The organism is Clostridioides sp. ZZV14-6154, from assembly GCF_020657785.1.
Lineage (GTDB): Bacteria > Bacillota > Clostridia > Peptostreptococcales > Peptostreptococcaceae > Clostridioides.
On sequence record NZ_JAGWCY010000001.1, the window covers coordinates 1,104,111 to 1,129,344 of the forward strand.

The 25,234-nt window shown below is 28.8% G+C and carries 20 protein-coding genes and 1 other annotated feature; of the genes, 1 reads left to right on the forward strand and 19 read right to left on the reverse strand.

Translation table 11 applies throughout. The features are described from left to right. Window positions 1-175: 175 nt before the first annotated feature. Window positions 176-1,852 carry a ribonuclease J gene (locus tag KGF45_RS05425; RefSeq protein ID WP_227827473.1) on the reverse strand — a complete coding sequence of 559 codons (1,677 nt, stop codon included), beginning with the start codon at window positions 1,850-1,852 and terminating at the stop codon, window positions 176-178. Between the two features lie 216 nt (window positions 1,853-2,068). On the opposite strand from KGF45_RS05425, the gene KGF45_RS05430 reads away from it, so the two are divergent. Continuing rightward, on the forward strand, window positions 2,069-2,806 hold the full coding sequence (locus KGF45_RS05430; protein WP_227841970.1) for a metal-dependent hydrolase: 738 nt from the start codon (window positions 2,069-2,071) through the stop codon (window positions 2,804-2,806). A gap of 120 nt (window positions 2,807-2,926) precedes the next feature. On the opposite strand, the gene KGF45_RS05435 is transcribed toward KGF45_RS05430, so the two are convergent. The 18 genes from KGF45_RS05435 to KGF45_RS05520 all read right to left on the reverse strand — a co-directional run bounded on the left by KGF45_RS05435 (window position 2,927) and on the right by KGF45_RS05520 (window position 25,147). Beyond that, the gene (locus KGF45_RS05435) at window positions 2,927-3,385 is read right to left on the reverse strand and encodes a Fur family transcriptional regulator (RefSeq protein ID WP_227434196.1); all 459 of its coding nucleotides are present in this window, start codon (window positions 3,383-3,385) and stop codon (window positions 2,927-2,929) included. A gap of 275 nt (window positions 3,386-3,660) precedes the next feature. Beyond that, window positions 3,661-3,948 (reverse strand): DUF1292 domain-containing protein, encoded by a 288-nt coding sequence (locus tag KGF45_RS05440; RefSeq protein ID WP_009889069.1) that lies wholly within the window; start codon window positions 3,946-3,948, stop codon window positions 3,661-3,663. A 77-nt stretch (window positions 3,949-4,025) separates the two neighbouring features. Further along, a complete protein-coding gene (gene ruvX, locus KGF45_RS05445; RefSeq protein WP_227827180.1) occupies window positions 4,026-4,451 on the reverse strand; it encodes a Holliday junction resolvase RuvX in 426 nt (141 codons plus the stop codon). A gap of 151 nt (window positions 4,452-4,602) precedes the next feature. Continuing rightward, on the reverse strand, window positions 4,603-6,774 hold the full coding sequence (locus KGF45_RS05450; RefSeq protein ID WP_227827179.1) for a hypothetical protein: 2,172 nt from the start codon (window positions 6,772-6,774) through the stop codon (window positions 4,603-4,605). Window positions 6,775-6,783: 9 nt separating this feature from the next. Then, complete coding sequence (locus KGF45_RS05455; RefSeq protein WP_003419418.1) at window positions 6,784-7,041, reverse strand: IreB family regulatory phosphoprotein; 258 nt, start codon at window positions 7,039-7,041, stop codon at window positions 6,784-6,786. A 24-nt stretch (window positions 7,042-7,065) separates the two neighbouring features. Continuing rightward, window positions 7,066-9,705: an alanine--tRNA ligase gene (gene alaS / locus KGF45_RS05460; protein WP_227841971.1), complete on the reverse strand. Its 2,640-nt coding sequence runs from the start codon at window positions 9,703-9,705 to the stop codon at window positions 7,066-7,068. A 67-nt stretch (window positions 9,706-9,772) separates the two neighbouring features. Next, window positions 9,773-10,016: a binding site (T-box leader), on the reverse strand. Window positions 10,017-10,157: 141 nt separating this feature from the next. Continuing rightward, a complete protein-coding gene (mnmA, locus tag KGF45_RS05465) occupies window positions 10,158-11,237 on the reverse strand; it encodes a tRNA 2-thiouridine(34) synthase MnmA (RefSeq protein WP_227827177.1) in 1,080 nt (359 codons plus the stop codon). Between the two features lie 146 nt (window positions 11,238-11,383). Further along, window positions 11,384-14,224: a cell wall-binding repeat-containing protein gene (locus tag KGF45_RS05470; RefSeq protein ID WP_227841972.1), complete on the reverse strand. Its 2,841-nt coding sequence runs from the start codon at window positions 14,222-14,224 to the stop codon at window positions 11,384-11,386. Window positions 14,225-14,551: 327 nt separating this feature from the next. Then, entirely contained in the window at window positions 14,552-14,992 is a 441-nt protein-coding gene (gene nifU / locus KGF45_RS05475) for a Fe-S cluster assembly scaffold protein NifU (protein ID WP_227840395.1), read from the reverse strand. A gap of 56 nt (window positions 14,993-15,048) precedes the next feature. After that, complete coding sequence (nifS, locus tag KGF45_RS05480) at window positions 15,049-16,242, reverse strand: cysteine desulfurase NifS (protein WP_227827174.1); 1,194 nt, start codon at window positions 16,240-16,242, stop codon at window positions 15,049-15,051. 17 nt (window positions 16,243-16,259) lie between these two features. Continuing rightward, complete coding sequence (locus KGF45_RS05485; RefSeq protein ID WP_227827173.1) at window positions 16,260-16,709, reverse strand: RrF2 family transcriptional regulator; 450 nt, start codon at window positions 16,707-16,709, stop codon at window positions 16,260-16,262. Between the two features lie 109 nt (window positions 16,710-16,818). Next, the gene (locus tag KGF45_RS05490) at window positions 16,819-17,589 is read right to left on the reverse strand and encodes a GNAT family N-acetyltransferase (protein ID WP_227827172.1); all 771 of its coding nucleotides are present in this window, start codon (window positions 17,587-17,589) and stop codon (window positions 16,819-16,821) included. 30 nt (window positions 17,590-17,619) lie between these two features. Next, the gene (locus KGF45_RS05495; protein WP_227827171.1) at window positions 17,620-18,885 is read right to left on the reverse strand and encodes a replication-associated recombination protein A; all 1,266 of its coding nucleotides are present in this window, start codon (window positions 18,883-18,885) and stop codon (window positions 17,620-17,622) included. Between the two features lie 115 nt (window positions 18,886-19,000). Continuing rightward, window positions 19,001-19,786: a GTP-sensing pleiotropic transcriptional regulator CodY gene (codY, locus tag KGF45_RS05500; protein WP_227827170.1), complete on the reverse strand. Its 786-nt coding sequence runs from the start codon at window positions 19,784-19,786 to the stop codon at window positions 19,001-19,003. A gap of 163 nt (window positions 19,787-19,949) precedes the next feature. After that, window positions 19,950-22,037: a type I DNA topoisomerase gene (gene topA / locus KGF45_RS05505; RefSeq protein ID WP_227827169.1), complete on the reverse strand. Its 2,088-nt coding sequence runs from the start codon at window positions 22,035-22,037 to the stop codon at window positions 19,950-19,952. Window positions 22,038-22,069: 32 nt separating this feature from the next. Then, window positions 22,070-23,170: a DNA-processing protein DprA gene (gene dprA / locus KGF45_RS05510; RefSeq protein ID WP_227827168.1), complete on the reverse strand. Its 1,101-nt coding sequence runs from the start codon at window positions 23,168-23,170 to the stop codon at window positions 22,070-22,072. Window positions 23,171-23,188: 18 nt separating this feature from the next. Further along, on the reverse strand, window positions 23,189-24,772 hold the full coding sequence (locus tag KGF45_RS05515) for a YifB family Mg chelatase-like AAA ATPase (RefSeq protein WP_227827167.1): 1,584 nt from the start codon (window positions 24,770-24,772) through the stop codon (window positions 23,189-23,191). A 30-nt stretch (window positions 24,773-24,802) separates the two neighbouring features. Next, window positions 24,803-25,147 (reverse strand): YraN family protein, encoded by a 345-nt coding sequence (locus tag KGF45_RS05520; protein ID WP_227827166.1) that lies wholly within the window; start codon window positions 25,145-25,147, stop codon window positions 24,803-24,805. Between the last annotated feature and the right edge of the window lie 87 nt (window positions 25,148-25,234).

Here is a 25,234-nt window from a genome sequence, read left to right on the forward strand (position 1 = left end):
TATATAAGTAGTTTTTACTAATAAAAGATTGTTATAATTGGTATTTTATGTAATATGTAAATTTTTCAATATTAAAAAGACCCCTTGTAATTCTTAAGATGATATCAATTTAATTTTTTGATATCATTTTAAAAATTACAAGAGGTCTACTTTTCAATTTTATAAACTTTATATCCTATACTTCCATTATTATAGGAAGTATCATTGGATTTCGCTTAGTTTTTTGATATAAATATTCTTTTAGGTTTTCTTTAATGTTATTCTTTAAATAAGCCCATTCTTTAATATTTTTCTCTTCACACTCGTTTAGAACGTTTTTGATTATATCCTTTGCTCCATCCATTAAATCTTCAGACTCTCTTACATACACAAAGCCTCTAGATATTATATCTGGACCTGCTAAAACTTTACCTTCATCTTTAGAAATAGTTACTACAACTATCATAAGACCATCTTCTGATAAATGCTTTCTATCTCTTAAGACTATATTACCTACATCTCCTACACCTAATCCATCAACTAGTATGTTTCCTGTTTGTATACGATTTGCTACTTTAGCAGAGTTCTTATCTAACTCTAAAACATCTCCTGTTTGCATGACAAAAATATTTTCCTTGTCCATACCAAGTTGTTCAGCTATTTCAGCATGTCTTTTTAACATTCTATATTCACCATGAGCTGGCATAAAAAACTTTGGTCTAACTAATGCATGTATAAGCTTTAATTCTTCTTGACAGGCATGTCCAGAAACGTGTATATCCGCTATATCACTATATACTACTTCTGCTCCTTTTTCAAATAAGAAGTTTATTACTCTTGATATTAATTTTTCATTTCCTGGTATTGGATGAGCGGATATTATCACTAAATCGCCACTCTTTATTTCTACTTTTTTGTGCTCTGAAAAAGCCATTCTAGCAAGAGCTGACATAGGTTCACCTTGTGAACCAGTCGTTATTATCACTAACTCGCCATCTTCATACTTGTATATATCATTTAAATCTATTAGCATATCATCAGAAATATCTAAATATCCTAATTCCTTGGCAACTCCAACTACATTTACCATTGAACGACCTGATATAGCAACCTTCCTATTAAACTTTTCAGCGGTATTTATTATTTGTTGTAATCTGTGTATGTTAGATGCAAACGTAGCAACTATAATTCTTCTACCATTTCCCTTTGCAAATAACTCATCAAGACCTACTCCAACAGTTTTTTCAGACATAGTAAATCCTGGTTTTTCTGCATTAGTACTATCTGCTAACATTAAAAGAACTCCTTTTTTGCTTAACTCACAGATTCTATGCATATCCATAACATCACCATCAATTGGAGTTAAATCAATCTTAAAGTCTCCTGTATGGTATATTATCCCTTGGTCTGTGTGTACTGCAATAGAGTAAGCATCTGGTATACTATGGTTATTTTTCAAAAACTCTACTTCCATATTATCAAGCTTTATAACTTGTCTTGGAGTTATGACATTTAACTTAACATTATTCATCTTATGTTCTTTCAATTTTACTTGTATAAGACCTATACTAAGTCTCGCTCCATATACAGGAACATTTATCTTTTTTAGTATATATGGAAGAGCTCCTATATGGTCTTCATGTCCATGTGTAATAAATATACCCTTTATTTTATCCCTGTTTTTGACTAAATAAGTTATGTCTGGTATAACTATATCTACCCCTAACATTTCATCTTCTGGAAAACTAAGTCCAGCATCTATAACAATTATTTCATCTTTATACTCAACAACAGTCATATTTTTTCCAACTTCGTTAAGTCCACCTAAAGCCATTACCTTTATCTTGTTGGTGTTCTTTTTGAACAATTGCATCATCTCCTTCTGTCTATTTAATTTTTTAACACGTTCTACAATCTTAAATAATATCAAATCACGCACTCGCTACCAGTTATTCTTATTGTACCATAATTCGTATCATATTTTAAGCTATATTTAAAATACATTTAACGTATTATTTTGACAAACCTATTTTATTTTGATATCCTCTAAATATTATATGATTTAATATCTGATATTTTAGGAGGATTTATGCGTGGTAAAACTCATTGTGCAATAGGAATTTTAACAGCTATCCAGACATCTTTAATTTTTAAAATTCCTATATCTCTAGTAGATATTTTAGTTTCAGCTACTTTTGCAGTACTGCCCGATTTGGATAAATCTAATTCTATGGTCTCAAATTTCATTCTAAAAAACAATATATCCAAATACATATATAGAATTTTTATATACGCTATTAATATTATTATTTTCTTTATTTCAATAAATATAAATGATAATTTTTATTTAAGTGCAATAATTACATCTGTTGCAATTATAATTATTGAGGCAAAACTAACCCATACATTTCTGAGAAAAATCTTTCTATCATTAATATTTATACTATTAGCTATATGCTTATACATCGTAGAAGTTGAAATATATTTTATAATTTTTTGTCTAATGTTGTCAATTTTCCCCTGGCTAAAGCACAGAAGCTTTTCTCATAGTATATTTGCAACCATCATAATATATTTTTTACTAAAACAAATAGAATTAATCACTAGTATTAATAATTTATCTTTTTATGGAACACTTGGCTATGCAAGCCATATGTTTTTAGGGGATTTATTTACAAAACAAGGAATACCACTTTTTTATCCACTAAGTGAAAAAAAGATTTCCTTAGGATTTTTAACAGTCGGAGGACCATTTAGTAATTTTATAGAAAAATCATTTATTTTCATACTTATAGGATTAATTATATTTTCAATATTAAAATTATAAAAAGCTTTAAAGCTATTTATCTTTATACTATATATCCAAATTTATAATAAAAAATGGAAGAATAGCATAGAATATAAAAGTTCTATACTATTCTTCCATCGACATTAAATTACAGAAGAACTATTCTTCTGAATCACTTATTTTATTACACTCATCACATAATCCATAAAATTTAACATCATGATCAAGTATTTTAAATTTGTACAATGATTGTATTTCTTTTTCTATATTGTCTAAAAGGTCTTCTTTAGCTTCCATTATCTTTCCACAATTTTTACAAATAAGATGATGATGATTATGACAGTCTTCTTTATGTAGACTAATCTCATATCTTATACACCCATCATCTAAGTTTAGTTTTGATATTAATCCTATTTCGTCTAATAACTGCATTGTTCTGTATACAGTAGCTAGACCTATTTCAGGACAGTCAACCCTAACTAAATCATAGATTTCTTCACTACTTAAATGTGAATGGTCATGTTGAAGCAATATCTCAACTATTGCTCTTCTTTGTGGCGTAATCTTAAAACCAGTTTCTTTTAACTTGTCTTTTAATAAATCCATTGTGTTTGCCATAACATCACCCTTACTATTTTCAATTGATAATCTTTATTAAGTAATATTGTAATTGATAATTCTTTTTTTGTCAAGACATTTGAAAAAATTTAATTTCTTCTCATAATATAAATATATACCCATAAAAGATATATTATTCACCAAAATCTATAAATTTTTTAATAAAAAATAAAAAAACAGATATATACTATAAATACTTTTTACAATTAATAATTCTTAATTAAAGTAAATACAGTAAAATACCTGATTTTTTATATACAAACTTAATTATTTACCTAGTTAAGTCCATTTGATTCATCTTCATCGTAATTTAAACCTTCTTCTTCCATTATAGCAGTATATACAGCTACAACAGTTTCATACTCTTCATCACTTTCTAAAGGTATTAGTATTTCTCCTTCTTCATCTTCATCAATTCTAAATATTAAAGCTTCTTCAGCCTCTTCATCATCTAAAGGCATTAATATTGCATATTCTTTTCCTTCTGCTTCTAATGTTAATATTATTTCAAATTGGCTTTCTACACCATTTTCATCAATTAAATTTATTATATTTTCTTCCATAATGTCATTCACCTCAAATTTATTTTTATTTTTATTATTTATATTATATATCATAAGTATTCAATTTTATAGTTCTTTTATGAATTTCTTTTAAAATCTAAATATCCTTGTAAAATTATTACTGCTGCTAACATATCTATAACCTTTTTTCTTTTTTGTCTGCTAACATCTGCTTCTAACAAAGACCTCTCTGCTGCTACTGTAGAAAGTCTCTCATCCCAAAAATCTACATCAATTCCTGTTTCTTCTTTCAATAATTCACAAAACTTAATTACCTTTTCTCCTTGTGGTCCTAAAGTACCATTCATATTTTTTGGTAATCCTGACACAATTTTATTTACTTGTTTTTCTTTTATTATAGCTTTTAATTCTTCAATATCCTTCTTCTTGCCAACTCTTCTTACCGTTTTTATACCTTGTGCAGTTAATCCCATTAAATCACTTACAGCAACTCCAATAGTTTTATCTCCAACATCAAGACCCATTATTCTTCCATCTAACATATTTTCTCCTTTTATTTACCTTATTTTATAAACCATATACATTTCATTAATTACAAAAATTGCAATATGAATTTTTGATGTAAGCTGTTTGGTTTACATTAATAATCATATTGCAATTTTTTATTCAAAGCATATATGCATTAAAAAATTTTTAGTTATTTTTTTCAAATATTATCATGTTTATGCTTATTATTATAAGTGGTATAAGTATATATATAGATGCTGTAGATGCAGCAACTATACCAGAATCATTAACTAAAAGAGTAATTATACAACCAACCATAGATGCAATGAATCCTTTGAACAAAATTGGGAAATTATTCATTATCTTTCTAAAATGTCTAGATGGTTTAAATATAAGTACTGCAATCACACCAATTCCCACAAGTAAAATATTTACCCATACACTTGTCTGTGCTAATTGCATATTCATTTGAATTTTTCTTCCAAATGTCTGTAATATCTCCCCTGGTCCATTTAAGAAAATTCGTTGTACAAACATCCCTAAATGAGATTCACTACCAGAGATTATATCTAGAGCTGCAAATGCACAAACAACAACTACAGCTGAAATAGCTAATAATGCAATTTTTTTAATGTCTAGTTTAACATCATATATAAGCATTATAAACAACAAATATGCTACACATTCTGATATCGCTCCACCAACATTTGCCCCCATAGAAGGATATGCACTAGTTATAAGTATTATTAATGAAAATATTACAACAAGTGGCTTAGAAACCTTCTTGTAATGTAATAAAACTGCTAAACCAAATACTGCACTTGCTATGGTTACACCTTCATACTCATTTCCTACACCATAGTATCTGGCACCAATAACAGCATCATAACTCATTATATTATTTTGCATTAAGTACGTTCCAAATACAGAATCTATAACTATTACTAAAATAGTCAGTGTTGCAAAAAATCCCATATGTTTTATATCATTGTCTTTAAATAACTTTCGACCTAATAAGTATAACACTAGTGTAGTTACAAATATTCCCAAAGATATTGTGATTGGGGTCTTAAAATTCATTAAAGGAGCCAACATAAATGACAGAGGCATTATTATACCCAATTTTATAAACTCCTTAAGTACTTTGAATACACGCTCTTTATGTGGCATATAATTTCTAAAGAATATTGCAAACATTGCAATTACCCAAGAAGCAGATATTACACCTACAAATCCATTTATAATACTTGACCTTATAGATGATATAGATACTATCTTTTTATAAAGTGATTGTAGGTAATTAGCATTATCTTCTCTGTCAACCAAAGAATAACTTCTACCTACCATTTCATCATTTTTAAGACCAAATTCATTTAATATGTCCACTCCAACATCTAAGTTTGCAACAATACCAGCTTTTCTTGTCGTAGCAGACTCCAATAGACCTTTTCCTTCTCCATTAAATTTTATTATTGGAGAAAGTCTTCTCTTATTTTTATAATCTAAATCACTTGGAAAAGCACTTGATATATAAACAGTATCATTTTCTCCAGCCATAGAAAATACTTCTTTAAGGTATTTATCTATATTTTTTACAATATTTTTCTTCATTGCAGCATAAGTATTATCATTTAGATTCAATCTATACATATCTAATCTATATGTATCTCCAAGCTCTACAAATATAGCATCACTATTTTTATAAGACTTTTTAGTTTCATCTAATAACTTATTGTAGTCCGTAGCTATTCCAAACGGCATCTTAGAATCTTTTTTGTTAATATCATCAATATTACCAGAATCAATTCTTCCATATTGATCCATAGCAACTAAACATAAATTTCTATTTTTAACCAATTGATTATTTTCAATTATATCAGCATTTCCAATTACTGAGGTTTTTAGCCCATTTTCTGATAAAGTTTTTCCTAATGAACCTAAGCTTGCTCCATATTCTCCATACTCTAGATTTTCATTTATTGACCTATTAATACTTAAATTATTTATCTCTTTAGCTTTTTGACCTGTTGCAACTTCAAAAGTTTTAGCAGTATCTTGGTCTACTTTTTGAAAATTGATATAGTCTTCAGTAGTTACATCAGCTCTTGTTCCTGCACCCATACTAGCATAAGACCTTCTATCATCAGTACCTTGATCCCCTCTTATATTCATAAGAGCTATATGGCCTCTTTTTTCTAGCTCACTCTTTAAGATTGGAACCTTCAACATACTTCCAAGATTGGTCCTATTCATATCAATAAATATGACTTTGCCCTTTTCTTCAGCAGAACTGTAGCTAGCAATTGATACAAAAATCATAATAACTACTGCCAACAATGACATAATCTTTTTTCTCATTTATTTGACCTACTTTCTATTCAGATAGTGCGTGATTACTTCTTCAAGTATCTCATCTCTTTCAAATTTTTTAATTATAGCTCTTGCATTTTTATGACTAGTTATATAACTAGAATCACCAGAAAGGAGATACCCTATAATTTGATTTATAGGGTTATATCCTTTTTCAACTAGTGCTTTATATACAAAATCTATTGTGTCTCCCACACTCATTCTATCTTCTGGTATTCCTTCAAATTTCATAGTATAGTCTAAATCTTTTTCCAAACTAAAACCCTCCTTAAGTGAATGTTATTTAACTTGTGTCTTAATAACCTCACTTGCATAGCTTAGAGCTTGGTCAACCTTAGATATGTCACTAGCTCCTGCCTGTGCCATATTAGGTCTTCCTCCACCTTTTCCTCCAGCTATTTTTGCAACTTCTCTAACTATATTACCTGAATGTATTCCTTTATCTAATACATCTTTAGTAGCAGTAACTACAAAGTTAACTTTATCATCTACTATATTTGCCAATACTACTACACCAGATCCAAGCTTATCTCTTAAATTATCTGCTGTTTCTCTTAGTGTATCCATATCCATACCTTCAAATTTATTAGTTATTAAGTTAACTCCATTTACTTCAAGCTTAGAATCAAAAATAGAATCAGCCGATTGTAAACTCATTTTAGTCTTTATATCATGTAATTCTTTAGATAAATTTTTATTTTCTTCTAATAAAGAACTTATTCTTTGAATTAAATTATCTTCTTTAGATTTTAAATTTACACAAACTTCAGATATAATTCCTTCTTTTTCTTTTAAGTATTCATAAACAGCTTTTCCTGTTATTGCTTCTATTCTTCTTACTCCTGCTGCTACTCCACCTTCAGACAAGATTTTAAACATTCCTATTTGAGAAGTATTTGTCAAGTGAGTTCCTCCACAAAGTTCTGTAGAATAATCTCCCATAGAAACTACTCTTACTTCATCACCATATTTTTCACCAAATAGTGCTGTAGCTCCTTTTTCTTTTGCTTCTTTTATATTCATAATATCACATTTTATGTCTAAAGATGATAAAATAACATTATTTACTTTTTCTTCTATCACTTTTAATTCTTCATTTGATATAGCTTCAAAATGAGTAATATCAAATCTTAATCTATCTGGAGTAACTAAAGAACCAGCTTGATTAACATGCTCTCCTAATACTTCTTTTAATGCCTTATGAAGTAAATGTGTAGCACTATGGTTTCTTGCAGCAGACATTCTAACATCTCTATCTACTAATGTCTTTACTCTATCTCCATTGCTTATTTTTCCTGATTTTATTATACCTATATGTTTTATACTATTATTAGCACCTTTTTTAGTATTTAATACTTCCACTACTAAATTTTCATTAGTTATTAATCCACAATCACCAACTTGTCCTCCACCTTCAGGATAGAAAGTGGTATTGTCTAGTACTATGGATACTTTATCACCTTCTTTTACATTTTGAACTAACTCATCATCTTTAACTATAGCTTCAATAGTTCCTTCACCATATAATTCACTATATCCATTAAACATACTATCTATAGTAGATTCTAATTTTGATAGAGGGTCTTCCTTCCAACTTTCTCCATCCATATTTCCTCTAGCATTTCTAGCTCTTTCTTTTTGTTTTTCCATTTCTTCATTGAAAGACTCTTCATCTACAGATAAATGTTCTTCTTCTAAAATTTCTTTAGTTAAGTCTATAGGGAATCCATAAGTATCATACAGTTTAAAGGCTTCTTGACCACTTAAAACAGCTTTTCCTTCATTCTTTAATACTTCTATATATGAGTTCAATATTTCTGTTCCTTGGTCTATAGTTTCATTGAATTTTTCTTCTTCTATTCCAACAACCTTTTTAATATAACTTTCTTTTTCAACTAAAACTGGATATGCTTTATCATTTACCTTTATAACTTCATCTATTAGTTTTTGTAAGAATAATTCTTTTACACCTAATAGTTTACCATGACGAGCAGCACGTCTAAGAAGTCTTCTAAGAACATAGCCTCTTCCTTCATTTGATGGAAGTACTCCATCACTAACTAAAAATGTTACAGCTCTTATATGGTCAGTTATTATTCTTATTGATATATCATTTTTTGGATTTTCTCCATATTTTACTCCTGTTAACTTTTCAACTGCTTCTAATATAGACTTAATCGTATCTACTTCAAAGATAGTATCCACACCTTGCATGATACATCCCATTCTTTCAAGACCCATACCTGTATCTATATTTTTACTTTCTAATAGACTGTAGTTTCCTTCTTCATCTCTATCAAACTGAGTAAATACATGGTTCCAGAATTCTAGGTAACGGTCACAATCACAGCCTGGTTTACAGTCTGGATTATCACATCCATATTCTTCTCCTCTATCAAAATATATTTCTGAACAAGGACCACAAGGACCTGTACCTATCTCCCAGAAGTTATCATCTTTACCAAGTCTAACCATTCTATCTTCTGGGAAATTCATTTCTTTTGCCCATATATCATAAGAGTCATCATCTTCTTCATATACAGTTACCCATATTTTATCTTCTGGTATACTTAGCCATTCTGTGATAAATTCCCATCCCCATTTAATTGATTCTCTTTTAAAGTAATCTCCAAATGAGAAGTTACCCATCATTTCAAAGAAAGTAGCATGTCTTGCAGTTATACCTACATTTTCTATATCTCCTGTTCTTATACATTTTTGAGATGTACACATTCTTAAACTTGGAGGTACTTCTACACCTGAAAAATAGTTTTTTAAAGGTGCCATACCTGAGTTTATAAGCAATAAACTCTTGTCATTGTTTGGTACTAAAGAATAGCTGTCTGCTACATAGTGACCTTTTGACTCAAAAAATTCTAAAAACTTACTTCTTATCTCGTTTAGTCCCATCTTTTCCATATTATGTTCCTCCTAATAAATTATATTTTTTCGTTTAAATAAAAAACCTCGCCCCTATAAATAAATTTATAGGGGCGAGGACAATCGCGGTACCACCCTAATTATCATAAAAAATTATGATATCTTCGGAAAACCTTAGCTATAACGTAACTACCGTCAATCTCTACTTAAATCTACCTTTTAATTCAAGGTACATTGTTCAAAATTGCTACTAAAAGGCTGCTTCAAATATTTTATTCTAAGGGCTTTCAGCATGTTCCCTCTCTCTGTAAGACATCAAATACTTTACTATTCCTTATCACTGTATTTATTTTTAATTAATATAATAATTATATTACTAAATTTTACAAAATTAATCAATACTATATTTTCATATACAATAAATTTATTTTATAAACTTTGTTTTAGATTTATAGACTATATTACTTATTTTATAAGTTTCTTAGAGATTTTTATAAACTTTTCTCTATTATTCCTCCACCTACGACAATATCTCCATCGTACATTACAACAGATTGACCTTTTGTAATAGCCCTTTGAGCTTCATCAAATACTATTTTAATAGTATTTTCTCCTACCTTATAAATAGTAGCTGGCGATGGTTTTGCTGAGTATCTTATTTTGGCTTGAACTCTTAATGGTTCTTCTAATTTATCTATTGATATAAAGTTAACATCTTTTGCAATAAGTTCTTTTTTAAATAATTCTTCATTGTCTCCAAGAACGATAGTATTATTTATTGGATTTATATCTACTACAAACATTGGCTTGCCAAAAGTAATTCCAAGACCTTTTCTTTGTCCTATTGTATAGTATAGTATACCTTTATGTTTTCCAAGTATATTTCCTTTAGTATCTACAAAAAAACCTTCTTCAATACGCTTTTCAGAATGTTTTTTTACATAATTTGCATAGTCATTATCTTTAACAAAACAAATTTCTTGACTATCAGGTTTATTGTGAACTGCCATTCCCATTTCTTTAGCAATTTCTCTTACTCTGTCCTTTTCATAATCACCTATTGGTAGTAGTGTATGTTTTAATTGTTCTTGTGTAAGATTATAAAGTGCATAAGTCTGGTCTTTTTTATCTGTAACAGATTTTTTTAATAAATATCTTCCTGTATCTTCATCTTTTTCTATTTTTGCATAGTGACCTGTAGCCACATAATCGCACCCTATTTGTCTAGCTCTTTTATAAAAATCATCAAATTTTATATGTTTATTGCAAGCTATACAAGGATTAGGAGTTTTTCCTTCTAAATATTCATCTATAAAATAATCTATTACTTTTTCTTTAAATACTTCTCTAAAATTTAGAACATAAAATGGTATTCCTATTTTATTTGCCACTCTTCTAGCATCTTCAACTGCTGATAAAGAGCAACAACCACCTTCATTTTCAACTTCGTCATCGTCTTGCCATAATTTCATAGTAACACCAATGACATCATATCCTTGTTGTTTTAAAAGATATGCAGCTACAGAGCTATCCACTCCACCACTCATACCTATCATTACTTTTTTATTCATAAACAAATTTCACCTCATCTTTTGCATTACTTATTATTATACCATATAGAGCAAGCATTGTATTTATTTAAAATATAGCTTGCTCTATTTTCTAAAAAAAATAATGTTATTAAGTAATTTTAAAAGATTTAAGAATGATTTTATATTTATTTAACTACTACTACTGACGCTGTTGTTTCTGTTATTATATTATTAGAATTACTAACATCAACTAGTTCTATTTTCACCTTATAAGTACCTTCTTTATTTCCAACTAGATAAACAGGTGTTGTTGCATCTTGTAATAAAAAACCTTCCATTGGTCCCCATCCTGTTTTTACTATGTTAAACCAATTTTCGTTGCTATCTTTAGCAATTAGTTGTATTCCATCTAAATCTGCTGAATCATCTTCTGGTTTTATTTGAACTCTTACATTGTTATAATCATTTTTGCCTTTATTTAGTGTAATATCTACAGGTGTTCTACCCTCTACACTTTCAAATTTAGGTATGCTACCATTTTCACCCTCATCTATTTTATTTTCTTCCGTTATATTAGCTATATCATTATTTTCATTTATAGTGATAGAAGCTTTACCCCAAGTAGCAATTTTTGAATCTTGTGATAATGTACAATCCCCATATCCATTAACAATCACTTTATCTTTATCATAGTTATCAGTTTTTATTGGAGTATATTCACTTATCTTGCAATCACCTATTAAATCTAGTCTTGCATTAGTTTCATTTACAATTCCATCATCTTTTACATATTCTACATTGACTCCATACCATCCGTTTCCACTTGTTACAAGGTTTGAAGCTATTACTGCTGAACCATTTACTATTAAACCTGCTCCTTTATTATTATTTAAAGTTACATTGTTTAATTCAACATTTTGTGATAAATAAACATGCATTCCTGATTTGTTTAATTTATCTGAATCTAAGCCTGTTACTTTTAGATTGTTTATTTTTACACCATCTTTTCTGTCTATTGTTACTATATTTTCGTAGCCTGGTTTAGTGTCAGTAAATTCTACAGCTTTTTTCAATTCAGCATCATTAATACCATTTATAATTATTTTTTTATCTATAACAACTGGCTTTTTAACATCTATTTGTCCACTTATTTCCCACACTTGACCATCTTCTTGTAAAGCAAGTGCTTTTTCTAATGTATCAGTATCAGTAACCTTTATTGTCTCCACTTTAACAGGTTCAGCTACTGTTACTGTAATACTTGGAAGTGATACTTCTTCTGCAAGCTTATATCCACTTGATAAGCTTGCACTAAATATATACTTTCCTGCTACTTGGCTAGCATATTCTGGTGTACTTTTCCAAGTTACTCCTACTTTTGTATTCGCTACTCCAGACACAGTTGCTGATAACTCTTTTGGTAAGTTTAATTTACTTAATTCCGTTCCATTTTCTACATTTTGTACTTTTATTGAATTATCAAGTGCTGTTATTGATGTTATCAGTTTATCTTTTACAGATGAACCACCACTTGAACTTCCTCCACTTGATGAAGAGCCTCCAGATGAACTTCCACCTGGTTTAGTGCCATCTACACTTGGAGTCTGAGAACCTTCTACTTTGTCAGTTATTGTTCCTTCATTTTTTATATTTGTTCCTGTAGCATCATTTTTTATGTTTGTTATTTTTCCATTGTTTTTAACTACAACATTGCTAGAATTATTTTGTATTTCTACTTTTTCTATTTTTGCTCCACTTTCATTTATTATTGTTCCACCTTTACTATCCTTAACCAAAACTTTATTTATTGTACCTTTATTTACTATATCTGCATTTGGAGCAGTTACTACTATTGTACCTGTATATGTACCATTTAAATTTACAGAAATTGAATTATTTGTACTCAATGATAAATCATTTGACATAGTTCCTGATGGCTTAATATTTATAACATCATTTGCATCCGCTTTAGCTAAAGCTATTTTTAACTCTTCTACATTTTTAACTTCATATGTTGTTGTAGATTGTGATTTTTTTATCTCAGAGAAAGCAGTCTCATTGCCTGAACCACCAACTTGTGTAACTGTTTTTAAGCTCTTAGTATTTAATACTTTTTCTTGTTCTTTATTTAATTTATTTCCAACTAAAACTACTGGTGAATTATTTTTTGCCGCCAATGAACCCACTGCTAATGAATCTATAAGGTCTCCTTGTTTATTCATACCATCTTTTGTTATATACGCATTTTTCAGCTCTTTTGAACTATATAATCCACTTATAACAGCCGCATTAGTTTCATTTCTATCATTTCCTGATAATCTCTTAGGACTAGGTAAAGTATTTTTTGTAACTTCCGAAATTGACTGCACTCCTCCTATTACATAAGATGTCTTTATACCTTTATCTTTTATAAACTTACTTGATTGTTTTATTCCATCTTTTGGACTAGAAAGAATTATTGGCATTTTATTTTGAGCTGCAATAGCTCCTACACTTACTGCATCAGCAAGACCTTTTTCTCCATTAACTACAACTATCTCTGAAATATTACTACTTGCTTTTCTTCCAAGAGACTCATCTAATTTTTTAGCTATTTCTAAAGAAGTTTGATATCTGTCATTTCCTGAGATTCTTTCTGTATCAATTTTTAATGATTTTAATTGTGTCTCTACCTCTGAACCTAAAGTTTTTGTCCCACCTATTAAATATACTTTTTCTGCTTTTAACCTTATTATTTCTGCTTTAGTCCTATCATCTAATTTATTATTTTGTGTCAAAAGAATTGGTGCATTTTTAGAACCAGCAAAAGGAGTTGCAGTCAATGCATCTACTATAGTATTGTCATTAACTAATATTACATTTTTAGATGTATCCCATCCTTTTTTACTTATTTGTATAGCAGTTTCCCATCGACCTGAACCTTTAAGTGTATCACTGTTTGTTTGAGCACTTGACATGCCTGCTGTCGCACTGCTAACTACTAATGATATAGTAAGTATTGCTGCTATCCTCTTTGGTATTTTCATAACTGTTCCCCCTAATATTGTATTTAGTTGAAATGTGCCTTTTTAAAGAAAATAGCATTTTTAAGTAAAATTTTTTAAAAGTATATTTGTATATGAAATCCTTGTAAACAATTGATTTGTTGAGATTTTTTATATTTTTTAATGTTTAAATATTATGGATGTGTATATTTTTTTATTATTTGATTGATTTTCAAAACGGGCTAGAATGGTAGTTTGTACAATAAAAAATAGCCGTTTTCTTTAAAACGGCTATTTTTCATCTTACTATACCATTATACACTTTTTTAAAATGATTTTAAACTTTTTTTTGGAAAATTATTCCTTATTTTATTCTTCTTCCTCAATATCATGGTCATGAGCATCATCTATAACATATCCATCTAATTCTGGTATATGGATACTATTCTTTTTAGCATAGTCTATAAGTGCTGCTTTTACAGCTTGTTCTGCTAAAACTGAACAGTGCATTTTTACTGGTGGTAAACCATCTAAAGCTTCAGCAACAGCTTTATTTGTAAGGTCTAATGCATCTTTTATAGTTCTTCCTTTTATCATTTCAGTTGCCATAGAAGAACTTGCTATAGCTGAACCACAGCCAAATGTTTTAAACTTAACATCTTTTATTATGTCTCCTTCTATGTCTAAAAATATCTTCATTATATCTCCACATGTAGGATTTCCAACTTCACCTACACCACTTGCATCTTCAATTTCTCCCATATTTCTTGGGTTCATAAAATGTTCCATAACTTTATCACTATATTGCATTGTTTTTTTCCTCCTACATTAATTTATGCCTACTTTTTGTGTCTTATCTTCTTTGTCTATTTTACTAAGCCTTGTTTCTTTGCATCATCGTAAAGTGGTGACATACTTCTAAGTCTTTCTATAACTTTTGGTAAATTCTCTAATATATAATCTATATCATCATCTGTTGTAAAATCTCCAACTGTAAGTCTCAATGAACCATGTGCTATTTCATGTGGTAAACCTATTGCAAGAAGTACATGTGAAGGGTCTAATGAACCAGAAGTACATGCAGAACCACTTGAACCAGCAATTCCTAACATATCTAATAATAAAAGTATTCCTTCACCTTCTATAAATTGGAATGCAAAGTTTGCATTTCCTGGCAATCTATTTTCTAAACTACCATTTATTCTTGTATAAGGTATTCTTTCTAAAACACCATCTATTAACTTATTTCTAAGACGAGTTAAAGTCTCAACATGGTTTTGCATATTTGCTTTAGCTAATTCTGCTGCCTTTCCATATCCAACTATTGCAGGTATATTTTCTGTACCTGCTCTTTTGCTTTTTTCTTGTGCTCCACCATGAACAAAGTTATGAAGTCTTACACCTTTTCTTATGTATAAAGCTCCAACACCTTTTGGTCCATATATTTTATGTGAAGACATACTCATTAAATCTATTCCTAGTTCTTTAACATCTACTGGAATATTACCTGAAGCTTGTACTGCATCAGTATGGAATAATATATTGTGTTTTTTAGCTATTTCAGATATTTCTTTAATAGGTTGTATAGTTCCTATTTCATTATTTGCGAACATTATACTTATTAGTATAGTAGTATCTTTTATTGAATCTTCTAATTGTTTTAAATCAATTTTTCCTTCGCTATCAACATCTAAATAAGTTATTTCAAATCCATGATGTTTTGCTAAATATTCACATGTATGAAGTATCGCATGGTGTTCTATTTTTGAAGTTATTATATGATTACCTTTATTTTTATTAGCATAAGCTACACCCTCTAATGTCCAGTTATCACTTTCTGAACCACCTGCTGTAAAATATATTTCACTAGGTTCAGCATTTATAAGGGCTGCTACTTGTTCTCTTGCTTTATCTAAAGCATCTTTTGCTTCTCTTCCGAATGTGTGAAAACTAGATGCATTACCAAAATAATCAGTTAGGTATGGCATCATTGCATCTAATACTTCTTTTTTAACAGGTGTTGTTGCAGAATAATCCATATACAATCTTCTTTTTTCCATTACATTCATCTCCAAATCTATTTTATAGTTATATTTGTTATATCATTTTCTAATTTATTTTTGTTATAGTCATTTATCATATCTTTAAGAGTAATCGAATCTATAACATCTTCTATACCCTTTTTCATCTTTTCCCAAACTATTTTTGTTACACACATGTTTGAGTTTTCACAGACATCTTCATCTAGTACACAGTCAGATAATGCAACTGGACCTTCCAATACTACAAGTATATCTCCTACTGTTATATCCTCAGCATTTTTTGAGAGCAAATACCCTCCTTGAGCACCTCTTACACTTTTTACTAGACCCGATTTTTTTAAAGATGAAAATATTTGTTCTAAGTACTGGTCCGATATTTTTTGCTTTTTAGCAATAAATTTTAATGACACTGGACCATTATCTTGATTTAATGCTAATTCAAACATTGCCTTTAGTCCATATCTACCTTTAGTAGACAACTTCATACATTATCACCTCTATATAGAAATCTAATTCATACTGTTTTAGTAGGAATTACTTTCAACATAATTTTATTATACCCTACTAATTTTGTCAAGATTAATTTTAATTTTTTTATTTTGAATAAATCCCCCATTTTCCAATGTCTTCAAATCCTAATTTTTTATATATCTTTCCAGCTTCTTCATTATCATAAAACAAACAAGGCATTTTATTCTCTCTTAAAAGTTCTGAACATAGTTTAATTAAACATTTTGTAGCAAGCCCTCTAGCTCTATATTTAGGATGTGTACCTACGCCAATTATCATTGCATGAGTCCTATTTTCTGATGTACTCTTTGCCATTGATACCACTTCTTTGTTAATCTCTATACAATATCCTCTACCTGTTCTTAAACCATTTTTTAAACTATCTAAAGTTGTACTGTGGAATTCATCTATCAAATCATAAAGCCTAACTGTTTTCTTTAGATTTCCAAGTCTAATTCTTTTGACCTTTTCATTACAATGATTATCAACTAAAAATTTTTTAGTTTGAAGCTTACAAAAATCAACTATTTTTAAATTATTAAGTCCTAATCGCTTTGCTAAAGCATCTACAGCACTTATTTTTCCAGAAATTTCTTCGTAATCAGTGTCACAAAGCAATTCATAAAATCCTTCAACATCATACTCTCCATCTGAATAAAACATCATAAATTCAAAGTATTTGAGTAGTACTGCTCTGATTTCACCATTTAAACCTATATCTGCCCATAAATTTAAAAAGTTATTTCCATATCCATATCTTTCAATATCCCCTATTATAAATAAATTGTACTCAGGTTCTTTTTTTAAATATTTCATAACTCTACTATGATAACTTGAGTTAAGTTTTATAATCATAATATCTACCCCCGATACATAAAATTCAACTTAAAAATCGCTATCTAAATACTCTAGATATTTTTTTATATTTTTCTCAGTTTTGTTTTCTTGTGGTATGTAGTAAATACTATCTTTTATGCTATCTGGTAAATACTGTTGTTTTACATAATGATTTTTAAAGTTATGAGGATATTTATATCCACATCCCCTACCTATATCTTTAGAACCAGAGTAATGAGCATCTTTTATACTATTTGGTATGTCTTTAACAAATTCTCTATCTAATTCATCTAATGCTTTCATTATTGCCATACATGCAGAATTAGATTTTGGTGATGTAGCTAAAAGAATAGTAGCTTCTGCTAATGGTATTTTTGCTTCAGGAAATCCAAGTTGCATAGCTGAATCTACACACGCTTTTACAATGACAACTGCATTTGGATAAGCTAAACCTATATCTTCACTAGCTATTACTAAAAGTCTTCTACAGATACTTATTAAATCTCCACCTTTTATAAGTCTTGCTAAATAGTGTATGGATGCCTGTGGGTCACTTCCCCTTATAGATTTTTGAAATGCACTTAAAATATCATAGTGACTATCACCATTTTTATCATAGTTTATAATTTTATTAAATGTAGATTTTTTTACTACATCTGAATCTATATAGATTATGTTATCTTTATTTGGTTTAGTTGAATAAACTACTACTTCTAAAGCATTTAAGGCTCTTCTCATATCTCCATCAGATATAATAGCTATATCCTCAATAGCATCATTATTACATTCAATATCCATATAACTATCTTCATTTAAAACTTCAATTGCCCTTTTTAATCCTTTTTCTATATCTAATTTTTCTAAAGGCTTAAATTCAAATATAGTCGACCTACTTAGAAGAGCTTTATATACATAATGATATGGATTTTCTGTAGTACTAGCAATCAAAGTTATACTACCATTTTCCATAAATTCTAATATCGACTGCTGTTGTTTTTTATTAAAACTTTGTATCTCATCTATATATAGTAAAACCCCATTTATATTATTTATACTTCCAAGTTCTGCTATTACCTTTTTTATATCTTCTAGTGATGAATTAGTGGCATTTATTTTATAAAAATTTTTATTGCTTTTTTCTGCGATAATTTCTGCTACAGTAGTTTTTCCAACACCAGGTGGACCAAAAAATATCATATTTGGTAAAAAATTAGTCTGTAATATCTTAGACAGTATTTTTCCATTACCAATTATATGACTTTGACCTATTACATCATTCATTGTTTTTGGTCTTATTTTATCTGCTAAAGGCATATTCCCACTCCTATTCTAAAAAAAGTATTTAATGATTATTATCCCAATAATCCGTCTAAAAAAGGTATCTATTTGAAATAGATACCTTTTCTAATCACAATCTATAAAATTTAGATTATTGATTGTTTTTTAATTTTTTTAATTCATCTGTAAGTTTATCATTAAGTATTCTTATATGAGTTCCTTTCATACCTAATGATCTTGATTCTATCACACCTGCACTTTCAAATTTTCTAAGTGCATTTACTATAACTGACCTAGTTATACCAACTCTATCAGCTATTTTACTTGCTACAAGTAAGCCTTCTTTACCGTCTAATTCAGCAAAAATATGTTCAACTGCTTCAAGCTCGGAGTAGGACAGAGTGCCTATTGCCATTTGAACTACAGCTTTTTTTCTCATTTCTTCTTCTAATTCTTCACCTATTGCTCTTAATATCTCAAGACCAACAACAGTTGCACTGTATTCAGCTATCACTAAATCATCATCATTAAATGACATTGAATATCTTGAAAGTACTAATGTTCCAAGTCTTTGTCCACTTCCTAGTATTGGTACTACAGTAGTATATTTTTGTAATCTTCCTTGCTCTTCAGGGAAAATCTCCAATATCTTCTCACCATTTAAGTTTTCTAGTGTCTCATCAATTTTTAATAAGTTTTGAGTATATTCTTCTGAGAATTTTTTTTGCTTAGTATATTCGTCTTCTATAACTGAGCTATCTTCAATGTCATTTAAATGAAGCCCTAGAATTTTACCTTTTGCACTTACTACATAAACATTAGAATTTAATACATCTCCTAATGCTCCGGCCAGTAAATCAAAAGAGACACTACTTCCACCACTTGTTTGTAATGTTTTATTTATTTTTCTTGTTTTTTGTAATACTTCACTTGCCATTTAATCATCTCCTCATGAAATTTAGGCCTTTTAATAACCTTTATATTTTCTAATATTATTCTCACTCTTAATGAAAATTTATTTTTATATTAGTTGTTTACACTTGAAAGATTATCATAGTTTGGAACCTTTTTCAAGAGAATTATGTGATTTTTTTCAATTTTCACTCTTTTCCGTCATTATGCTCTTTTGACTCTTTGTTGCATTCTTTATTGGAGCATACTGTTTTCGTTTCAGATTTAGTCACTTTTTCAACCATATATGAACCACACTTTTCACAAAACTCTCCTGTTGGCTTATTCCAAGCTACAAAGTCACAGTTTGGATAATTAGAACATCCATAAAAAGCTTTCCCTCTTTTAGATTTTCTAAGGATAATTTCTCCTTCTTCACATTTTGGACATTTAACACCAATTTTATTCATAATTGGTCTAGTCGTTTTGCAATCAGGATAGTTTTTACAAGCCATAAACTTTCCAAACCTACCATATTTTATAACCATATTAGAACCACAGTTTTCACAGATTTCATCAGTTTCTTCATCCATATTTATTTTTTCTATATTCTCAAGTGCTTCTTCAATCGCTTCCTTAAGTGGTGCATATGCTTCAGATACAATTTCTTTCCAATCTGTATTTCCTTCTTCTATAACATCAAGCTTGCTTTCCATATCAGCAGTAAAATCTACATCTATAAATTTATGAAAATTATTTTCTAAAATATCAGTAACTATTATTCCAAGTTCTGTTGGACATAGACTTGTGCCTTGCTTTTCAACATATTCTCTATTTAATATAGTAGCTATTGTTGGAGCATACGTACTTGGTCTACCTATTCCCAGCTCTTCCAATGTTTTTACCAAACTAGCTTCTGTATATCTTGCTGGTGGTTGTGTAAAATGTTGGTCTGGCAATATATTTTCTATACTTAATATATCTCCTTTTTCTATACTTGGTAGAATCTTATCTTCTCTTTCTGAAAAATTGTATACCTTAGTATATCCATCAAATTTCATTTTTGAACCAGTAGCTTTAAATACAATATCTCCAGCCTTACATTCTACATTTAGTATATCGAATACTGAATCCTCCATTTGACTTGCTATAAATCTTCTCCAAATTAAATTGTATAGCTTATATTGGTCTTTACTCAATGAAGCTTTTATACTATCAGGAGTTCTATCAACGGAAGTTGGTCTTATTGCCTCATGTGCATCTTGAACCTTTTTAGTATCTGGTTTCTCTTTTTTCTCTACAGGATTTTTATAGTAATTCTCACCTAAGTCACTTATTATATAATCCTTAGCTTTTTCTTTTGCTTCATCAGATATTCTCTTAGAGTCAGTTCTTATATATGATATAAGACCAACAGTGCCTTCACCTTCTATATCTATACCTTCATATAATTCTTGTGCTATCATCATTGTTTTTTTAGTAGTAAAAAACAACTTATTTGCACCTTCTTGTTGAAGCATACTTGTTGTAAATGGTTTTGGAGCTGATTTACGTCTTGATTTAGATTCTATCTTTTCAACTTTTAAATCCTTTCCTTCCATTTCTTTTAGTATTTCATTAACAGCATCTTCATTTTCTAATTCAATTTTTTCATCATTCTTGCCATAAAATTTTAAAGTTATATCTTTATCTTTTAATGTCTTTGCTTCAACATCTATTGTCCAATATTCTTTTGGAATAAACGCTTTTATCTCTTTTTCTCTATCGCAAATTAATTTTGTTGTTACTGATTGTACTCTACCTGCACTAAGCCCTTTTCTAACCTTTTGCCATAATATAGGGCTTATTTGATATCCTAAAAGTCTATCCAATACTCTTCTAGCTTGTTGTGCATCTACTAAGTTTATATCAATATTTCTAGGATGCTTAATTGCTTTTTTAATTGCATCTTTAGTTATTTCATTAAACTCAATTCTACAATCATCAGATTCATCTAAATTTAGTATATGAGCTAAATGCCATGATATAGCTTCACCTTCTCTATCGGGGTCAGTTGCTAGATACACTTGTTTAGATTTTTTAGCTTCTTTTTTTAATTCTTTTATTACGTCGCCTTTTCCTCGTATGTTTATATATTGAGGTTCAAAATTATTTTCTATATCTACACCTAATTTACTTTTAGGCAAATCTCTGACATGACCAACTGATGCTTTCACTGTATAATGACTTTTACCTAAAAATTTTTCTATAGTCTTAGCTTTTGCAGGCGATTCTACGATGACTAATGTTTTGGCCATAAAACCACACACCCCCACTACCTAATCTTAATTTATACATTTAAACTGTACGTTTTATTATTCATCTCTACTACTAACTCATTTAGTACTAATTCATTGATTATTGAATTTACATACTTTATTTCTATACCAGTATAATCACAAATACTATCTATATGCAAGCTTCCTTCTCTTTTTATAGCTTCAATTATTTGCTTAGACTTGGCATTTAAACTTATATTATCATATTTTTGATTTATTTTTTTATCAATAATATTAAATATGTTATACTCATTCAAAATATCATCTATATTTTCAATTAATTTCGCACCTTCTTTTATAATTTTATGACATCCTCTACTCATTTGAGAATTTATATTACCAGGTATCGCAAAAACATTTTTCCCATGTTCAAGAGCAAACTCTACTGTTATTAATGCACCACTTCGTATTGCGGCTTCTACAACCACTACTCCATCACTTAATCCACTAATAATTCTATTTCTATTAGAAAAATGGTATGGAGCTACTGTTGAATTAATATTATACTCTGATAATAATAGTCCCCCATTTTCTAATATTTTATTTGATAAATGTAAATTTTGTTTTGGAAGAGGGTTGTCTACTCCTGACCCAAGCACTGCTATAGTCTTAGATTTTCCATTCATACAACCTATATGTGAATATGCATCTATTCCTATGGCTAATCCACTTACTATATTAACTCCATATTGGGACAATTGACAACTCATTGTTTTTGCACAACTAATTCCATAAGCTGTAGGCTTTCTTGAACCTACTATAGCTATATTAAAATTATTATTAACTAAACTTATGTCACCTTTGTAAAATAATAACTTTGGAGCATTGTATATATTCTTCAAATTTTCAGGATATTCTTCATCATATTGGCAAATATATTTAATTGATTTTTTGTAAAGTAGTTCTTTTATATTTTCTAAATAAGCGTGACCTCTATATTTTACTATATTTTTTCTAATATTCAAGCTTATATTTTTTAAATTATATATTTCTTTTTCAGAAAAATCAAATATATCTTCAATATTTACTATATCATTTTCTATTATTTCAATTGTTTTTGTTGTTATTCCACTAATTGATTTTAACCATAAATAGATATCTTTTTTCTTCATAAAATACACCTCAAAAACCTATTTAAAATAACTATAATAAGCTCTTCTAAATGAAAAAGCTTCTATAATACATTGTGAATTTATCAACTCTATTCCTTCTAAATCAGCTATTGTTCTTGCCATCTTTAAAAGTTTTGTATAACTTCTACTACTTAAGTTATATTTATTAAATATTACTTTAGCCATTTTTGAAGCTTCTTTTTCTAATTTACAATATTTTAATAAATTAGAGGCCTTAATTTCACTATTATTTTTTATATTATCTTTTTTAAATCTATTTATTTGTATTTTTCTAGCATTTTCTACTCTTATCTTTATTTTTTGAGAACTTTCTTCTTGTTTTGATGAATTTAAATCATCATATTTTACAGTATTTACTTCTACAAAAATATCAAACCTATCTAATAATGGTCCTGATATTTTATTTATGTATTTATTAATTTCATTACTCCTACATCTACACTCTGTATTTGACATATAATAACCACATGGACATGGATTCATAGCTGCAATTAGTAATACTCTACAAGGATATTTTGTACTGTACTTTACTCTAGATATATTTACATATCCATCTTCTATAGGTTGTCTCAAAGTCTCAAGGATTTTCCTATCAAACTCAGCGATTTCATCTAAAAACAAAATACCTCTATGTGCTAGTGCTACTTCTCCAGGTCTTGCATCTGTTCCTCCTCCAATTAAAGACTGCTTTGTAGTCGTATGATGAGGAGCCCTAAAAGGTCTCTTATCAATTATGCCTTTATTTTCATCTATCATACCCAATACACTATAAACCTTACTTACCTCTATCATCTCTTCTACACTTATATCTGGTAAAATTGTTATTACTCTTTTTGCAATCATTGTTTTACCTGAGCCTGGAGGCCCAATCATAAGCATATTATGATTTCCAGCAGCAGCTATCTCTGCGCTTCTCTTTATAAAATAATTTCCTCTAACATCATTAAAATCTTCATCATATTTGCTTTCTTTTGTATCATAAAATTCAGGATATTTACAATATGTATAGTTACTATTTGTTTCTATTTCTTCATTTAAAAAAGACATTATTTTTTCTTTATCGACTTTTATTTCTCCGTTTAAAAAACCTATACATTCTTTTAAACTTTTAATAGGTATTATATCAATTTCTTCTATAAATAGACTTTCTTTTATATTGTCAACTGGTATAAAAATACGTTTTATATTTTGAGTCTTTGCACCTATAATTATGGGTAATATACCTCTTACTTTTCTTATTTTTCCATCTAATGATAATTCTCCTATAAACATACTTTCTCTTATATAATTTTCATCCTTTTTTATTAATCCTCTTAAAAGACCTATACTTATTGATAAATCTAAAAAAGCACCTTCTTTTTTTATATCTGCTGGTGATAAATTTACAACAATTCTTGTATTTGGAAATTTATATCCACTGTTGATAATAGCTGATTTAACTCTCTCTCTCGCCTCTTTAATTTCTTTACTTGGAAGCCCGACAATATTGAAGCTAGGTATACCATTACTTGTATCCACCTCAACCTTTACTAGAAAACTCTCAATTCCTATTAAATTACTCGAATTAATAATACTTAACATATAGTAATCCTTTCCAAAACTTTATCTTTCTTAAAAAGCATTCATTATGTGATTTACTCTTTTTTCTGATAAATAAACTTCTACAACATCAAACCTTATGGGAATATTATGTAAATTATTTTTTGTGATATAGTATTTAGCAATCTCAACTATCTTTTTTCTCTTCTTGAAATTTACAGATTCACAAGGATAACCATACCTTAAATTAGACCTTGATTTTACTTCTACAAATACAATCTCATCATCCATCCTTACTATTATATCTACTTCTCCAATCTTTAATCTGTAGTTTTTTTCTAGTAGTTTTGCACCTTTTGACAATAAATAATTAATTGCTACTTCTTCTCCAAAATCACCTTTTTCTTTGTTATTCATTTTTTACTCCAATACATTAGATTTTTACTTTTTGATTATGGTCAGTATACAATTTAACTATTCAAATTTTTTAGATTGATTTTATTT

Excerpts from the sequence above, each read along its gene's own strand:
- KGF45_RS05425 (WP_227827473.1), bottom strand. The coding sequence starts at position 1,852 with ATGCAATTGTTCAAAAAGAACACCAACAAGATAAAGGTAATGGCTTTA.
- KGF45_RS05430 (WP_227841970.1), top strand. The coding sequence starts at position 2,069 with ATGCGTGGTAAAACTCATTGTGCAATAGGAATTTTAACAGCTATCCAG.
- KGF45_RS05435 (WP_227434196.1), bottom strand. The coding sequence starts at position 3,385 with ATGGCAAACACAATGGATTTATTAAAAGACAAGTTAAAAGAAACTGGT.
- KGF45_RS05440 (WP_009889069.1), bottom strand. The coding sequence starts at position 3,948 with ATGGAAGAAAATATAATAAATTTAATTGATGAAAATGGTGTAGAAAGC.
- ruvX (WP_227827180.1), bottom strand. The coding sequence starts at position 4,451 with ATGTTAGATGGAAGAATAATGGGTCTTGATGTTGGAGATAAAACTATT.
- KGF45_RS05450 (WP_227827179.1), bottom strand. The coding sequence starts at position 6,774 with ATGAGAAAAAAGATTATGTCATTGTTGGCAGTAGTTATTATGATTTTT.
- alaS (WP_227841971.1), bottom strand. The coding sequence starts at position 9,705 with ATGGAAAAGATGGGACTAAACGAGATAAGAAGTAAGTTTTTAGAATTT.
- mnmA (WP_227827177.1), bottom strand. The coding sequence starts at position 11,237 with ATGAATAAAAAAGTAATGATAGGTATGAGTGGTGGAGTGGATAGCTCT.
- KGF45_RS05470 (WP_227841972.1), bottom strand. The coding sequence starts at position 14,224 with ATGAAAATACCAAAGAGGATAGCAGCAATACTTACTATATCATTAGTA.
- nifU (WP_227840395.1), bottom strand. The coding sequence starts at position 14,992 with ATGCAATATAGTGATAAAGTTATGGAACATTTTATGAACCCAAGAAAT.
- nifS (WP_227827174.1), bottom strand. The coding sequence starts at position 16,242 with ATGGAAAAAAGAAGATTGTATATGGATTATTCTGCAACAACACCTGTT.
- KGF45_RS05485 (WP_227827173.1), bottom strand. The coding sequence starts at position 16,709 with ATGAAGTTGTCTACTAAAGGTAGATATGGACTAAAGGCAATGTTTGAA.
- KGF45_RS05490 (WP_227827172.1), bottom strand. The coding sequence starts at position 17,589 with ATGATTATAAAACTTAACTCAAGTTATCATAGTAGAGTTATGAAATAT.
- KGF45_RS05495 (WP_227827171.1), bottom strand. The coding sequence starts at position 18,885 with ATGCCTTTAGCAGATAAAATAAGACCAAAAACAATGAATGATGTAATA.
- codY (WP_227827170.1), bottom strand. The coding sequence starts at position 19,786 with ATGGCAAGTGAAGTATTACAAAAAACAAGAAAAATAAATAAAACATTA.
- topA (WP_227827169.1), bottom strand. The coding sequence starts at position 22,037 with ATGGCCAAAACATTAGTCATCGTAGAATCGCCTGCAAAAGCTAAGACT.
- dprA (WP_227827168.1), bottom strand. The coding sequence starts at position 23,170 with ATGAAGAAAAAAGATATCTATTTATGGTTAAAATCAATTAGTGGAATA.
- KGF45_RS05515 (WP_227827167.1), bottom strand. The coding sequence starts at position 24,772 with ATGTTAAGTATTATTAATTCGAGTAATTTAATAGGAATTGAGAGTTTT.
- KGF45_RS05520 (WP_227827166.1), bottom strand. The coding sequence starts at position 25,147 with ATGAATAACAAAGAAAAAGGTGATTTTGGAGAAGAAGTAGCAATTAAT.